Origin of the sequence: Bordetella sp. BOR01 (assembly GCF_019218885.1) — a bacterium.
Taxonomy (GTDB): domain Bacteria; phylum Pseudomonadota; class Gammaproteobacteria; order Burkholderiales; family Burkholderiaceae_B; genus Bordetella_A.
In genome coordinates this window covers 249288-263671 of the sequence record NZ_JAHUWT010000004.1, presented here as the reverse complement: position 1 = coordinate 263671, position 14384 = coordinate 249288, and the positions used below count along the sequence as shown (strand labels likewise).

Annotated in this window: 14 protein-coding genes; 9 read left to right on the top strand and 5 right to left on the bottom strand. The window is 65.9% G+C overall.

Annotation, left to right across the window (positions count from 1 at the left end; all coding sequences use genetic code 11):
• Positions 1–45: 45 nt before the first annotated feature.
• Both KW845_RS22975 and KW845_RS22970 read left to right on the top strand, forming a co-directional pair.
• Positions 46–459, top strand: coding sequence for a PaaI family thioesterase (locus KW845_RS22975; protein WP_218371685.1), 414 nt, complete (start codon positions 46–48; stop codon positions 457–459).
• A gap of 129 nt (positions 460–588) precedes the next feature.
• Positions 589–867: an acetate uptake transporter gene (locus KW845_RS22970; RefSeq protein WP_218371684.1), complete on the top strand. Its 279-nt coding sequence runs from the start codon at positions 589–591 to the stop codon at positions 865–867.
• Here KW845_RS22970 and KW845_RS22965 read toward each other — a convergent pair.
• On the bottom strand, positions 779–1231 hold the full coding sequence (locus KW845_RS22965) for a BPTD_2524 family lipoprotein (protein WP_255592871.1): 453 nt from the start codon (positions 1229–1231) through the stop codon (positions 779–781). The genes KW845_RS22970 and KW845_RS22965 overlap by 89 nt on opposite strands.
• Positions 1232–1374: 143 nt before the next feature.
• Here KW845_RS22965 and KW845_RS22960 point away from each other — a divergent pair, with 143 nt between their 5' ends.
• From KW845_RS22960 to KW845_RS22945, 4 genes are all read left to right on the top strand, one after another.
• Positions 1375–3246: a S9 family peptidase gene (locus KW845_RS22960; protein ID WP_218371683.1), complete on the top strand. Its 1872-nt coding sequence runs from the start codon at positions 1375–1377 to the stop codon at positions 3244–3246.
• A 113-nt stretch (positions 3247–3359) separates the two neighbouring features.
• A complete protein-coding gene (locus tag KW845_RS22955; protein WP_218371682.1) occupies positions 3360–5978 on the top strand; it encodes a penicillin-binding protein 1A in 2619 nt (872 codons plus the stop codon).
• A gap of 202 nt (positions 5979–6180) precedes the next feature.
• The gene (locus KW845_RS22950) at positions 6181–7353 is read left to right on the top strand and encodes a PepSY domain-containing protein (protein ID WP_218371681.1); all 1173 of its coding nucleotides are present in this window, start codon (positions 6181–6183) and stop codon (positions 7351–7353) included.
• Positions 7350–7532 (top strand): hypothetical protein, encoded by a 183-nt coding sequence (locus KW845_RS22945; RefSeq protein WP_218371680.1) that lies wholly within the window; start codon positions 7350–7352, stop codon positions 7530–7532. The genes KW845_RS22950 and KW845_RS22945 overlap by 4 nt, the downstream gene beginning before the upstream one ends.
• Before the next feature lie 24 nt (positions 7533–7556).
• Here KW845_RS22945 and KW845_RS22940 read toward each other — a convergent pair whose 3' ends face one another.
• Together KW845_RS22940 and KW845_RS22935 are read right to left on the bottom strand one after the other, a co-directional pair.
• Positions 7557–8384 carry an aldo/keto reductase gene (locus tag KW845_RS22940; protein WP_218371679.1) on the bottom strand — a complete coding sequence of 276 codons (828 nt, stop codon included), beginning with the start codon at positions 8382–8384 and terminating at the stop codon, positions 7557–7559.
• Positions 8385–8504: 120 nt separating this feature from the next.
• Positions 8505–9257, bottom strand: a complete 753-nt coding sequence (locus KW845_RS22935) for an IclR family transcriptional regulator (protein WP_218371678.1) — start codon at positions 9255–9257, stop codon at positions 8505–8507.
• A gap of 269 nt (positions 9258–9526) precedes the next feature.
• On the opposite strand from KW845_RS22935, the gene KW845_RS22930 reads away from it, so the two are divergent.
• The 3 genes from KW845_RS22930 to KW845_RS22920 all read left to right on the top strand — a co-directional run bounded on the left by KW845_RS22930 (position 9527) and on the right by KW845_RS22920 (position 12882).
• Positions 9527–10492 (top strand): tripartite tricarboxylate transporter substrate binding protein, encoded by a 966-nt coding sequence (locus tag KW845_RS22930; protein ID WP_218371677.1) that lies wholly within the window; start codon positions 9527–9529, stop codon positions 10490–10492.
• Positions 10493–10601: 109 nt separating this feature from the next.
• A complete protein-coding gene (locus tag KW845_RS22925; RefSeq protein ID WP_218371676.1) occupies positions 10602–12404 on the top strand; it encodes an ABC transporter ATP-binding protein/permease in 1803 nt (600 codons plus the stop codon).
• Positions 12405–12468: 64 nt separating this feature from the next.
• Complete coding sequence (locus KW845_RS22920) at positions 12469–12882, top strand: Rieske 2Fe-2S domain-containing protein (RefSeq protein WP_218371675.1); 414 nt, start codon at positions 12469–12471, stop codon at positions 12880–12882.
• Here the strand turns inward: KW845_RS22920 and KW845_RS22915 are convergent.
• Entirely contained in the window at positions 12866–13081 is a 216-nt protein-coding gene (locus KW845_RS22915; protein ID WP_218371674.1) for a hypothetical protein, read from the bottom strand. The two genes, KW845_RS22920 and KW845_RS22915, sit on opposite strands and share 17 nt — an antisense overlap.
• A gap of 83 nt (positions 13082–13164) precedes the next feature.
• On the bottom strand, positions 13165–14271 hold the full coding sequence (locus tag KW845_RS22910; RefSeq protein ID WP_255592869.1) for an AGE family epimerase/isomerase: 1107 nt from the start codon (positions 14269–14271) through the stop codon (positions 13165–13167).
• Between the last annotated feature and the right edge of the window lie 113 nt (positions 14272–14384).

Genomic DNA, 14384 nt, shown 5'->3' with positions numbered 1-14384 from the left:
TATTATGGCGCGCTATCACGCCTCGATTCCAGCCCGCCCGACCTCATGACTTCGCCCGCTACTTCTGATTACTTCGGCCTGACAATCCCGCTGATGAGCCTGATGGGGCTGATCCCGGACAGCATCGGGCCAGACCACGCCCGCACCCGGCTGCCCTGGCGCGAAAACCTGACCAACAGCCGCGGCGATATCCATGGCGGCACCCTCATGAGCGTGCTGGACTTCACCTTGAGCGCGGCCGCCCGCGGCAACGACCCCACCCTGGGCATGGCCACCATCGACATGAACACCAGTTTCATGGCGCCCGGCACCGGCGACCTGGTCATCGAGGCGCGATGCCTGCGGCGCGGTACCTCGATCGCCTTCTGCGAAGGCGAGGTGCGCGGCACCGACGGCCAACTCGTGGCCAAGGCCAGCGCCACATTCAAGGTCATCAAGCGCCGCCCCGGCGGCGACTGACACCGCCCGGGCGCCAGCAGCGTAAGATCGTTCTGATTCCAGCCGTCTGCCACGAAAACAGGCGCCTGCCGCGCTAGTCTCCTGCTCCACCATAAGGAGCAGACATGGCGCCAACAAGCCACCCTCCCATTGCCAACCCGGCCCCCTTTGGGCCTGGCGGGCTTTGCCCTCACCACCATTCTCCTGAATATCGATAACGCCGGGTTCTTCCCATTGAGCGTCATGATCCTCGGCATGGGCGTATTCTACGGCGGCCCGGCCCAACTGATCGCCGGCATCATGGAATACAAGCAGGGCAATACCATCGGCAAACTGGTGGCTAGCGCGGGTCGGGCAGCGTCCAGGCCTCTTCCTTGGGCCGCGGATCGCCCGGCATGTACGCCACGCACGACGGCACGCCATAGGTAATGGCCTCGCGCATGGCACGCAGGGCATCGGTATTCCAGATGCCCCGCCCCCACATCACGATATCCACCTTCGACTGGCGTTCGTCCAGCGCGGCAATGCGCACGCGCGCCACGTCGTCGCCCGTAAACGGTGCCACCACGCGCACCAGGGCGCCGCGCGCGGCGTCATCGAGCTCGCCGTGCACCGTGTAGGCACCCGTGCCGCGCAGGCAGCGTTCGGCCTGCGCGGTGGCGGCGCCGTAGGCATCGCGATAATTGGACTGCGCCGTGAAACTGCCGGATGGCGAGCTGCTGCCGGATATTCCGGTCGAGCATGCCGCCAGGCCCGCGGCGGCCACTGCCGCCGCCACTGCAACTCTGATCATGTTGACTCCCGTGACGTGGCTGCGATTATCTCGCAAACGGCCGCCTGCCCGCCAGTTGGGGCGGGCCCCGGTTCGACGCGGCCGCCCGGCCTGTGGCATGATCGACGGATATCGCCGGGCCCGCCCGGCCCAGGAGACCCGCCTTGCCTCATGCCCCGTCCCCGGCCGCCCGGCCGCCGCGCCACTACCCGCTGAAAGATTTCTTCCGCAATCCCGACCGCGGGTTCTTCCGCCTGGCCGACGACGGCAAGACACTGGGATTCATGCAGCCGGTGGCGCTCGACGAACAGCCGGCCCGCATGAACATCTACGTGCAAGCGCTGCAAGACGGCCGCCCCGTGGACGAACCACGCCGCCTCACCAGCGAAACCGCGCGCGACATCAGCAATTTCTTCTGGAAAGGCGGCGACATCGTGCTGTACCAGAAAGATTTCGGCGGCGATGAGAACTTCCATGTGCTGGCCGTCAACGCGCGCACCGGCACCGCGCACGACCTGACGCCCTACCCTGGCGTGCGGGCCGGCATCGAAGACGACCTGCCCGACGATCCCGATCACGTCCTGATCAGCCACAACCAGCGCGATCCGCAGGTATTCGACGTGTACCGCGTCAACGTGCGTACCGGCGCGGCGGTGCTGGTCGCGCAGAACCCGGGCAATGTGGTGGGCTGGCAAACCGACCATGCGGGCAAGGTGCGCGCCGCACTGACCAGCGACGGGCTCGATACGACCCTGCTGTACCGCGACGACGAGGCCACGCCGTTTCGCCCGCTGATCACCACCGACTACCGCACCACCGTCAGCCCCGCCTTCTTCACCTTCGATGACCGCAAGCTCTATGCCCTGAGCAACCGCGGGCGCGACAAACTGGCGCTGGTCATCATCGACCCCGCCCGGCCCGACGACGAAGAACTGGTGTACGCCACCGACGAAGTCGACCTGGACGCCGCCGGCTATTCACGCAAGCGCCGCGTATTGACCCTGGCCGCCTACCAGACCGACAAGCCGCGCCGTCATTATTTCGACGCCGAGACCGAAGCGCTGTACCGGCAACTGGAAAGCCTGCTGCCCGGCTACGACCTGGCCATCCAGGGCTGGAACCGCGCAGAAGACACCTACATCGTGGCCGCCTACAACGATCGCACTCCGGGGTCGCGCTACCTGTTCCAATGTGGCGCGGGCGTGCTGCACAAGCTGGCCGACATCAACCCGTCGATTCCCGAGGCTGACATGTCGCCGGTACGGCCGGTGCGCTACACCAGCCGCGACGGCCTGGAAATCCACGGCTACCTGACCCTGCCGGCAGGCCGCGCGCCGCGCGGCCTGCCCTGCATCATCAATCCCCATGGCGGCCCCTGGGCGCGCGACGCCTGGGGCTACAACCCCGAAATACAGTTCCTGGCCAACCGCGGCTTCTGCGTGCTGCAGATGAACTTTCGCGGTTCCACCGGCTACGGCCGCCGCTTCTGGGAAGCCAGCTTCGGCCAATGGGGCCTGGCCATGCAGGACGACATCACCGACGGCGTGCGCTGGCTGATCGATCAGGGCATCGCCGACCCGGCGCGCATCGGCATTTATGGGGGCAGCTATGGCGGCTATGCCACGCTGGCCGGTGTCGCCTTCACCCCCGACCTGTACGCGGCCGCCGTCGATTATGTCGGGGTGTCGAACCTGTTCACCTTCATGAACACCATTCCACCGTACTGGAAGCCGCTGCTGGCCAAGATGTACGACATGGTGGGCCATCCCGAGCACGATCACGAGCGCCTGGCGGCCACTTCGCCGGCCCTGCACGTCGATCGCATCCGCACGCCGCTCCTGATCGCCCAGGGCGCCCAGGACCCGCGCGTCAACAAGGCCGAAAGCGACCAGGTCGTGCAGGCCCTGCGCGAGCGTGGCGTCGAGGTCGAATACCTGGTCAAAGACAACGAAGGCCATGGTTTTCACAACGACGAAAACAAGTTCGAGTTCTACGCGGCCATGGAAGCCTTTTTCGTGGAACACCTGAAACCATAAAAAACGGGACATGATCCCGGCCGGAATGGCGATGCGCCCTGTTGGCATGTTTAGTTACGAAAACTAATTGCCCGCGGGCGGGTCTATTCGGTTCTGACCTAGAATCGGCAGCAATGAATACCCCTGAGCACTCCCCCCGCCCCCCTCGCCGGGGCATCAAGCAGTTCCTGCACAAGCGTATCCTGGTCAAGGCCGCCGTGGCCTTGGCCGGCCTGGGCGTGTGCGGCGTGCTGTTCCTGGGCCTGGCCGTGGCGCTGGCCTGGCCCAGCCTGCCCGCGCTGCACGCCATGACCGACTACCGGCCCAGCGTGCCGCTGCGCATCTACACCTCCGACCATGTCCTGATCGGCGAGTTCGGCGAAGAACACCGCAACGTGCTGCGCTTTCCGGAAATTCCCCTGGTCATGAAGCAGGCCATCCTGGCCGCCGAAGACGACCACTTCTACGCACACGGCGGCATCGACTGGATGGGCATGCTGCGCGCCGGCCTGGCCAACCTGCTCAGCATGTCGAAGTCGCAGGGCGCCAGCACCATCACCATGCAGGTGGCGCGCAATTTCTATCTGTCGTCCGAGAAGACCTATTCGCGCAAGCTCTACGAACTGCTGCTGACCTTCAAGATCGAATCCGAGCTCACCAAGGACCAGATCCTTGAGCTCTACATGAACCAGATCTACCTGGGGCACCGCGCCTATGGCTTCGCGGCGGCGTCGCGCACCTATTTCGGCAAACCGCTGGCCGAGGTCACGGCCGCCGAAGCCGCACTGCTGGCAGGTGTTCCCAAGGCGCCGTCACGCTCCAATCCCATCACCAATCTCGACCGCGCCAAGATCCGCCAGCATTATGTGCTGGGCCGCATGCAGGCGCTGGGCTACCTGACGCCCGAGCAGGCGCAGGCCGCGCTGGAACAACCCCTGCTGATCCGCGGCAGCGAAGGCGCGCAGTCCAATGGCTTTGCGGTGCATGGCGAATATCCGGCCGAACTGGTGCGGCAGATCATGTACGGCATGTTCCAGGACGAAACCTATACGCGCGGCATCGACGTCTACACCACGATCGATTCCAAGTCGCAGCAGGCCGCCTATGACGCCGTGCGCACCGGCGTGCTGAACTACACCCGCCGCGCTCCCTACCCCGGCCCCGAAGACCAGGTCGACCTGCCCGACGGCATCGAACAGGACGCGCAGGCGTTCGAAGAAATCCTCGATGGCGTGCAGGAAGAATCGCCCGACAGCGGCGATCTGCTGGCAGGCGTGGTGCTCGCGGCCAGCCCCACCGAAGTCAAGGTGGCACGCAGCGCCAACGAAATCATCACCGTCTCCGACAAGAAAGCGCTGGCCATCGTCGCGCGGGCCCTGGGCCCGCAGGCCGACGACGATATACGCATCCGGCGCGGCTCGGTGGTGTACCTGCACAAGAACGGCGACACCTGGGAAATCGTCAACATGCCCACGCTGCAGGCGGCGCTGGTGTCGCTGGCGCCGCAAGACGGCGCGGTGCGCGCCATGATCGGCGGCTTCGATTTCTATCGCGGCTCGTTCAACCGGGCCACGCAAGCCTGGCGCCAGCCGGGCTCGACCATCAAGCCCTTCGTGTATGCCGCTGCGCTCGAACGCGGCATGACCCCGGCCACCCAGGTATCCGACCTGCCGTTCGAACTGACCGTCCAGCAAACCGGCTCGCGTCCCTGGACCCCGAAGAACGACGGCAACGCGTACGAACCCATGCAGACGCTGCGCCAGGGGCTGTACCGATCCAAGAACATGGTGTCGATCCGCATACTGCAGGCCATCACGCCGCAATACGCGCAAGACTACCTGACCCGTTTCGGTTTCCAGAAAGAGCGTTGGCCCGCCGTCCTGCCGCTGGCCCTGGGCGCGGGCGGCGCCACGCCGCTGCAAGTCGCCAACGCGTATGCCGTGTTCGCCAACGGCGGCTACCAGGTGCCGCCATACCTGATCGACCGTGTCACCGATCGGTCGGGCAAGGTGCTGATGCAGGCGCAGCCGACCGTGGCGGGCGATGCCGCGGTCCGTGCCATCGATCCGCGCACCGCCTGGGTCATGGACGACATGCTGCGCGACGTGGCATCCATTGGTACCGGCGCGCGCGCCAAGCGCACGCTCAAGCGCAGCGACGTGGCGGGCAAGACCGGCACCACCAACGATGCGGTCGATGTGTGGTTCGCCGGCTATACATCCACCCTGACCACCGCCGTCTGGATGGGGTTCGATCAGCCCCGATCGCTGGGTACCAATGCATTCGGCAGCGGCCTGGCGCTATCGACCTGGCTCGATTACATGCAGCCCGTGCTGCAAGGCGTGCCCGAACAGCCGCAGCGCCCCATGCCCGGTGGCCTGCTCGTGCACAACGACGAATACTATTTTTCGGAATTCCCCCCCGGGCAGGCGGTGGCGTCGCTGGACCTGAGCACCGGCGATGCGCTGACCGATTTCCTGAACAATATGCGTCCCAGCGATGGCTCCCCCACCCAGGTACGCCCGCAAGATGCCGCGCCGCAAGGCGGGCTGCCCATGCCGCCCGTGCCGGTACCGCAAGTCGGCCAGGCCGGCCCCCCACCGGCCGTGCCGGCGACGGCATCGCCCCCGCCCGGCAACGGGCGGGGGCCAGGGCCCGCCCCCATCCTGAGCATTCCCATTCCCACGGCGCCTGGCCCGGCCAGCGCCCGGCCGATCACGGCGCCCGGGTCAGTGGAATCGCGGCCGCTCTGAACGCGTCAACCGCATCAACGCATCAAGAAATGCCCGATGTCCGGCTCCGCAAGGAAGCCGGCACCGGCAGGGCCGCATAAGAGGCAGGCACGGGGCAAGCGCGGCCATACGGCCACAAATTCATGCGCAGGGCCCATCATTACGATGAGAATAGATATTGTTCATGATATCGTTCAGGTTTCAGTCAATCTGCGCCCGCCCCATGACCGCTGCAACCACCGTCAAGACCTGGTACCTGGTCCATAAATGGACCAGCCTGGTCTGCACCCTGTTCTTGCTGGTCATCTGTTTGACCGGGCTGCCGCTGATCTTCCACCATGAAATCGAGCATCTGCTCGACGAAGGCAAGCCGATAGCCGAGCTGCCCGAAGGCACGCCCAACGCCAGCCTGGACCAGATCGTCGCGCAAGGTAAGGCGCTGTATCCCGATGAGTACGTCGACTATGTCTTCATCGACGACCACGAACCGCAGGCCTACGTCGGCCTGGTGCCCGAACTGGGCCAGGCAGTAGAAAAAGGCCATGCCGTGCGCGTCGACATGCGCACCTCGGAAGTGCTGCACGACGGCCCGCCGTACGCCGAAGACCGTTTCTCGTTCATGGGCATCATGCTGGCCTTGCACGTGGACCTGTTCGCCGGCCTGCCGGGCGAACTGTTCCTGGGTTTCATGGGCCTGCTGTTCGTGGTGGCCATCGTGTCCGGGGTCGTGCTGTACGGCCCCTTCATGAAGAAGCTGGAATTCGGCACCGTGCGCGCGTCGCGCTCCACTCGCCTGAAGTGGCTGGACCTGCACAACCTGCTGGGCATCGTCACGCTGGTCTGGGCCTTCGTGGTGGGGCTGACCGGCGTCATCAACGAATTGTCCACGCCGCTGTTCCGCCTGTGGCAGTCCACCGAGCTGCCGCGCATCGTGGCGCCCTACCAGGGCCGCCCGGTACCCACCACCCTGGCGTCGGTACAGAACGCCGCCGACACCGCCATGAAGGCGCTGCCCGGCCGCGAAGTATCGTTCATTTCCTTCCCCGGCAACGCCTTCGGCAGCCCGCACCATTACATCGTATGGCTGCGCGGCAACACGCCCCTGACATCCAAGCTGAACAGCCCGGTGCTGGTCGATGGCGTCACCGGCGAACTCAGCGCCGTGGCGCGCATGCCCTGGTACCTGACGGCGCTCGAAGTCTCGCGCCCGCTGCACTTCGGCGACTATGGCGGCATGCCGCTGAAGATACTCTGGACCCTGCTGGACCTGGTCACCATCGTGGTGCTGGGTAGCGGCCTGTACTTGTGGATTGCGCGCCGCAAGGCCACCGATGCCCGCATCGCCGAACTGGTGCGCCGCCACCAGCAAGTCGCCCCGCAACGGAGCCCCGCATGACCCCGCGCAACCGCTTCCTGTTCATCTGGGGCGCGCCCATCCTGATGGGCGTACTCAGCACATTCGGCCTGCTGGCAGCCCTGCTGGGCACCGGCCTGTGGCACTGGGCATCGTGGCTGTCGCTGACGGTGCTGCTGATGGTCATTGCCAAGTATTGGTGGTTCCCCGCCAAGACTTGAGGCCGGCCGCTGCCCCCGGCGCTTTCAGCCGCTGAAGCGTTCGGGGTCGGGCCCCAGGCGCGCACCCTCGGGCAGGTCGTCGATGGCCGTCATGTCTTCGGCCGACAGTTCGAAATCCAGCACGTCGATATTGGCGCGGATGCGCGCTGGCGTGGCCGACTTCGGAATCACGATCAAGCCGTTCTGCAAATGCCAGCGCAGCGTCACCTGGGCGGCCGATTTGCCGTATTTTTCCGCCAGCCCCGTCAAGGTCTTGTCTTGCATGACCGTGCCCTGGCCCAGCGGGCTCCAGGCCTCGGTAGCGATACCCTGCTCGGCATGGAAGGCACGCAGCGGCCGTTGCGCGAACCCCGGGTGCAGTTCAACCTGGTTCACCGCCGGGGTAACGCCGGTTTCGTCGATCAGGCGCTGCAACTGGGCCTGCGGGAAGTTCGAGACCCCGATCGAGCGGGCGCGGCCATCTTCCTTCATGGCCACCAAGGCACGCCACGCGTCCAGGTATTTGTCGCTGCCGGCCACCGGCCAGTGAATCAGGTACAGGTCGACATACGCCAGTCCCAGCTTGCTCAGGCTGTCGTCCATGGCCTGCTGGGCCTGGTCGTAGCCATGCTTGTCATTCCATAGCTTGGTGGTGACGAACAGGTCTTTGCGCCCCACTCCCGAAGCGCGCAGGCCTTCGCCCACGCCGGCTTCGTTGCCGTAGATGGCGGCCGTATCGACCAGGCGGTAGCCGGCGGCCAGCGCCTCTTTGACGCAGCGTGCCGCCTCGTTATTGGCCACCTGCCAGACACCCAGGCCCAGTTGCGGAATCGAGTTGCCATCGTTCAATTTCAGTACGGGTACCTTCGCCATGAGACCTCCGAAAGTCAGTGGGTGGGACGCGGATATGCCCGGCGCTTGGCGGGCTGCATTCTTCGATGATAGCGCCCTGCCCGCCCACCGCCTCAAAACAACCCCTTGCGCAAGGGGGGTTCAGCGCGCCAGCGAATGGCGCAGTATCGAGCTGCAAGACGCTACCAACAGCCGCGCGCACTCGGCCATGGCGCCTTCCATGCGGTGCTTGGGGCCGGCCACCGCAATAGCGAACGTCTCTTTGTTCAATACCAGCGATGCGGCCATGGCCCATACGTCGTCGACGCTTTCGCCACGGGTCTGGAAATAGCCCAGGCGCCGGCCCTGCTGGATGTCGGCCAGCAAGGCCGGCGGCTCGGTCAGCGTGGCGCGGGTTACGCCCTGCAGCGGCCGATCATGCAGCCAGGCCTGGAGCTCCGGGTCTTTCATGCAGCCCAGCATGGCCTTGCCGATAGAACTGGAATGCAGGGGCTTGATTTCACCCGGCCTGGCCGAATAGCGGATCGAATGCGCGCTTTCCACCACCTGCAGGTACACCACCGCATTGCCCTGGCGCTTGCCCAGGATGACCGTCTCGCGCGAGGTGTCGCGCAGGCGTTCGAGCACGGGCGTGATGCGCTCGACGAACGGGTCTTTTTCGACAATATCGCGCGTCACGTCGAACATGCGCCTGGTGGGGTACAGGGCGCGCGGACGTGTCAGGGAATAGAGATACCCCCGCGCAATCAGCGTGCCCACGATGGCATGGCAGGTGCTCTTGGGCAGGCCCGCCAGTTCGGCCACCTCGGTCAGCGACAACGGCCGCTGGCTGGCCTGAAAAGCCTCGTAGATATCGAGCAGGCGTTCAATGGCAGTGACGTTCGTGGTGGGCATATCCGGATCCGGAATGGGGGTTGGGCGCTGACTCAGCCCGTTGGACAAATCGCGCCGGCGCCGGGCCAGCAGGCACGCCGGCGCAATTTGTTCAGAATATCGAATATTTGTCCTTGATGCAGAAAAAAACTGCCTAGAATGCATCCAGGTCCGGGCACTTCGTCTTGCCGACGCGCTTGCCCGGGCTTCTTGCCTGCCGGCCCACTGCCGGGCGGGCCGCAGCATTCCCACGGCCAACCATAAGGCCGCTTCTACAAACGGAGAGACACATGCGATATTTCCCCTGGGCGATCGCCCTGCTTTTATCCGCCACCCTGGCCGCGCCCGCCGCCGCGGCACCCGACTTTCCCACCAAGCCGGTACGCATCATCGTGCCGCAAGCACCGGGCGGCGCCTCGGATACGCTGGCGCGCATCATCGGCCAGCAACTGGGCGAAAAATGGAAGCAGACGGTGGTGATCGAGAATCGCGCCGGAGCCGGCGGCAACCTGGGCATGGAAGCCGTGCTGGCCGCCCCCGCCGATGGCTACACCTTGTTGATGAGCTACGTCGGCACCCAGGCCATCAATGGCGCCCTGTACAAGCAGTTGTCGTTCGACCCCGGCACCGACTTCACGCCAGTGGCCACGCTGGCCACGCTGCCCTTCGTGTTGATCACCCGCCCCGATGCCCCTTTCAAGACAGTGGGCGACCTGGTGCAGGCGGCCAGGAAGGGCAACATCACGTACGGGTCGGCCGGCAATGGCTCGGTCAACCACCTGCTGGGCGAGATGTTCAGCAGTGCGGCACAGGTACCGATGCAGCACGTGCCTTATCGAGGCGCCGCGGCCGCGCTGCAGGACTTGCTGGGCGGCCGCATCGACGTGGTGTTCACCAGCCTGCCGTCAGTGGCCGGCTCGATCAAGAGCGGCGCGGTACGCCCGCTGGCAGTCACCAGCGCGCGACGCGCCGGATCCTTCGCCGACATTCCCACGATCGCCGAAGCGGGCTTCAAGAGCTTCGACGTGAACCCGTGGTTCGGCCTGATGGCGCCCAAGGACACGCCGGCCGACCGCATTGCCCGGATCAACCAGGACGTCAATGCCGCCCTGCGCGACCCCAAGGTGGCCGAGCACTTCGCCGCCCAGGGCGCCGAGCCCTACATCACCAGCCCCCAGGAATTCACCCAGGTGCTGAACGCCGACGTCAAGCGCTGGGGCGAAGTCGTCCGGGCCTCGGGCGCGCAGGTGGACTGAGGCAAGGCCCCTGCGGACGGCGGGGCTTTCAGGCGCGCCCCGGCAAGGTGGCCGATAATGCCGCCTGCACGGGCCTCTTCGAGGCCATGCAGACCTTGCCGCCTTTTCCATGCCCCTGCCTACCGATACGCCCACGCCGCGCGGCAGCATAGCCACGCTGCGCACCCTGCTTCCCTATCTGTGGCCGCCAGGCCGCACCGGCCTGAAAGCCCGCGTCATCATCGCCTTGCTGTGCCTGCTGGTGGCCAAGGCCGCCGTGGTGTACGTGCCGCTGCTGTACAAATCGGCCATCGACGAACTGGGCAAGAACACTGGCGGCGCCATCGTGGTGCCCGTCGGGCTGATCCTGGCCTATGGCGCCGCGCGCGTGTTCTCGCTGCTGTTCTCCGAATTGCGCGACGCCGTGTTCGCCCGCGTGGGCCAGCATGCCATCCGGGCGGTGGGCCTGCAGATCTTCCGGCACCTGCACGCCCTGGCATTGCGCTTTCATCTGTCGCGCCAGACGGGCGGGCTGACTCGCGCCATCGAGCGCGGTACCAAGGGCATCCAGACCCTGCTGTCGTTCCTGCTGTTCAATGTGCTGCCCACCTTCTTCGAAATCGGCCTGGTCTGCGCCGTGCTCTGGAAGATGTTCGATTTCTGGCTGGCGGCCGCCACGGCCCTTACGGTCAGCCTGTACCTGGCCTACACGCTGGTGGTCACCGAATGGCGCACCAAGTTCCGCAGGCTGATGAACGAAACGGATTCCGAGGCCAATACCAAGGCCGTCGAAAGCCTGCTGAACTATGAAACGGTCAAGTACTTCGGCAATGAAGAACACGAGGCGCGCCGCTACGACGCATCGCTGACCCGCTACGAGCGCGCCGCCGTACGCAGCCAGGTCAGCCTGTCGATCCTGAACATCGGCCAGGCGGTAATCATCTCGGCAGGCCTGACGGCAGTCATGTGGATGGCCGCGCAAGGCATCGCCCAGGGCCGCTATACGCTGGGCGACTTCGTGCTGGTCAATACCTACCTGCTGCAGTTGTACGATCCGCTGAGCTTTTTCGGCTTCATATACCGCGAGATCAAGCAGTCGCTGATCGACATGGAACGCATGTTCGAACTGTTGGGCCAGCAGCGCGAAATCGGCGACAAACCGCACGCAGCCCATTTGCGCCTGGCCGGCGCCAGCGTGGAATTCCGGGATGTGGGGTTCGGCTACGACGCCCGCCGGCCGATCCTGAAAGGCGTCAGTTTCAGCATTCCGGCCGGCCGTACCGTGGCGGTAGTGGGCTCGTCGGGCGCCGGCAAATCCACCCTGGCACGCCTGCTGTTCCGCTTCTATGACGTCGAGCACGGCGCCATCCTGATCGATGGCCAGGACATCCGCGACATCACGCAGTCCAGCCTGCGCGCCGCCATCGGGGTAGTGCCGCAAGACACCGTGCTGTTCAATGACACGATCCACTACAACATCGCCTATGGGCGCCCCGGTGCCACCGATGGCGAAGTGCAGGCGGCGGCGCGCCTGGCCCATATCCATGACCTGGTCATGAGCATGCCCGACGGCTATCGCACCATGGTTGGCGAACGCGGGCTGAAATTGTCCGGGGGCGAGAAACAGCGCGTGGCCATTGCCCGCACCATCCTGAAGAACCCGTCGATTTTCTTGTTCGACGAAGCCACCAGCGCGCTGGACACGCACACCGAACGTGAAATCCAGGCCAATCTGCGCGAAGTCAGCCAGGGCCGCACCACGCTGATCATCGCGCACCGCCTGTCGACCATCGCGGATGCCGACGAAATCATCGTGTTGGGCGATGGCCGCATCGTCGAACGCGGCCGCCATGCGTCGCTGCTGGCCCAGGGCGGGCCCTACGCGGCCATGTGGGAACGGCAGCAGGCCCACACCGGCGATCCGTCGGCCTGAGCGCGGGTTTGACACGGTCGGGTATCCTGGCCGAATATCGCTTCCTTTTTCCGGCCGCGCCCGCATGTCCCATACCGCCCCGCCCTGCGCCGTACGCATTTGCGCCAGCACCGCGCTGGTCGACGGCGGCCTGGGCATGAAATTTCCAGCTACCGATGGCATCGGCCCCACCACGGTATTCTTCGTGCGGTACCAGGGCCGCGCCTACGGCTATGTGAACCGCTGTGCCCATGTAGGCGTCGAACTCGACTGGGAAAACAGCTTTTTCACGCGGGCTGGCAATCTGCTGATGTGCGCCCGCCATGGCGCCACCTACCAACCCGATACCGGGCTGTGCGTGGGGGGGCCCTGCAAGCATGGCCGCCTGGCGCCCTTGCAAGTGCAGGAACGCGACGGCGCGGTGTATTGGCTGCCCGGCGAGCGGGTCCGGCCACGGCTCCCGGACGCCCCAGGCCCTGCCGCTACGGCGCCAGCTTGAACCCCAGATCGGTTCCCCACTTATCGGTTTCGCGCAGCCACTTCGCACCGCATTCCAGGCAGCGGAAGTGATCCTCGCGGCAGCCCTCGCGCCCCTTCTGGGTAGGATGAAGAAAACCCTGGTGCCCCAATCCGGCATGCGGCTCGATGCCGGCCAAGCCGGGCGCAATGGCCTGGCACGATATACACATGATGCTCATCGGCAACCTCGCGACCACAATTAGCAAATTGTAAAGGATTTGACCAATTGTTGACGACGATGGCGGCGACGGCGCCCGCGCCCCTAACCGGCGGGCAAGGCGGCGTAGCAGGTTGCCAGGTGGTAAGGCGTCGTCGACGGCATATCGATCCGTGCCAGCGCGCCGTTGGCATCCAGGCACTCGTGCCAGCCTCCGGGATGCAGGAATCGGGTATGCAGGGCCACCGACTGCGCGGCCAGCGCCGGCTCGTCGCCGATGGCCGCCAGATAGCGCGCGTATTCGGCCTGGGCCCAGATGCGTTCGGTGGCGTCGCGCACCTGGCCATCCAGGTCCAAGGCGGCGCGTACGCCGCTGGTGCCGTCCACCACGCCATGCTGGCGCGCCCATCCGCAGCCACGCGGCACGGCAAGCGCCAGCTCCAGGCCGGAAAATACGGCGGGCGCGCTGTCGAGCAGCACGAACCATTCGAACTGATGGCCCGGCTCGATGCGGTTGCCCGGCGTACCCCGCGGGGCTTCGGCAATGCACTGGCTGGGGGCATGCAGGAAGGCATCAGCCACGCCTTGGGCCATGCCGCGCAAGAGTTGCGCGAACCAGGCGGGCTCGGCCACGCGGGCGGCGGCCAGGTAGGCTTCGGTCAGGTGCATCACCGGGTTCTGCGCCGGCCCCTGGCTGACCTGGCGCCAGTCGGCCGACATGGCGGCGTGGTACAGGCCATCGGGGCGCCGAAAGCGCGACTCCACGGTCTCGACCGCCTGCAGCAGCGCCTGGCGCGCCTGGGTATTGCGCGAGCGCTCGAAATACGCCGTGCACGCAAACACCACGAAGGCATGCGTGTACAGGTCTTGCGTGTCGTCCAGCGGCCGGCCGTCGGCGTCGATGCTGTAGCGCCAGCCGCCGTGCCGGTCATCGCGGAAATAGCGCAGCAAGGCCTCGAACAGCCGGTCGGCATGCCGCGCGTGGGCCGGCGCGGGCGCGATGGCGTACACATACAGTTGGCGCGCGCAAGCCATCGCACGATAGCGCTGCGGCGCCACGGGCAGGCCGCTATCGCCGGCCAGCGATTCGTACGGCAAGCCCATGCGTTCGTTGTAGCCCCGCCCGCTCCAAAGCGGCAGGACCACATCGTTGAAGTGCCCGCGCAGGGCGCGGATGGTACTGGAAAGTTCAACGGAAACGGAAGCGGCCATCGATGTATGGCGCGCAGGAGGCGCGCGCCGTAAATGACGAAGCAGCGACGATAACCCGGATTTGTGCCGCAGCCGGGCCAGGTATCGGTTCAGCGTCATGGGCGCGCGCGGCC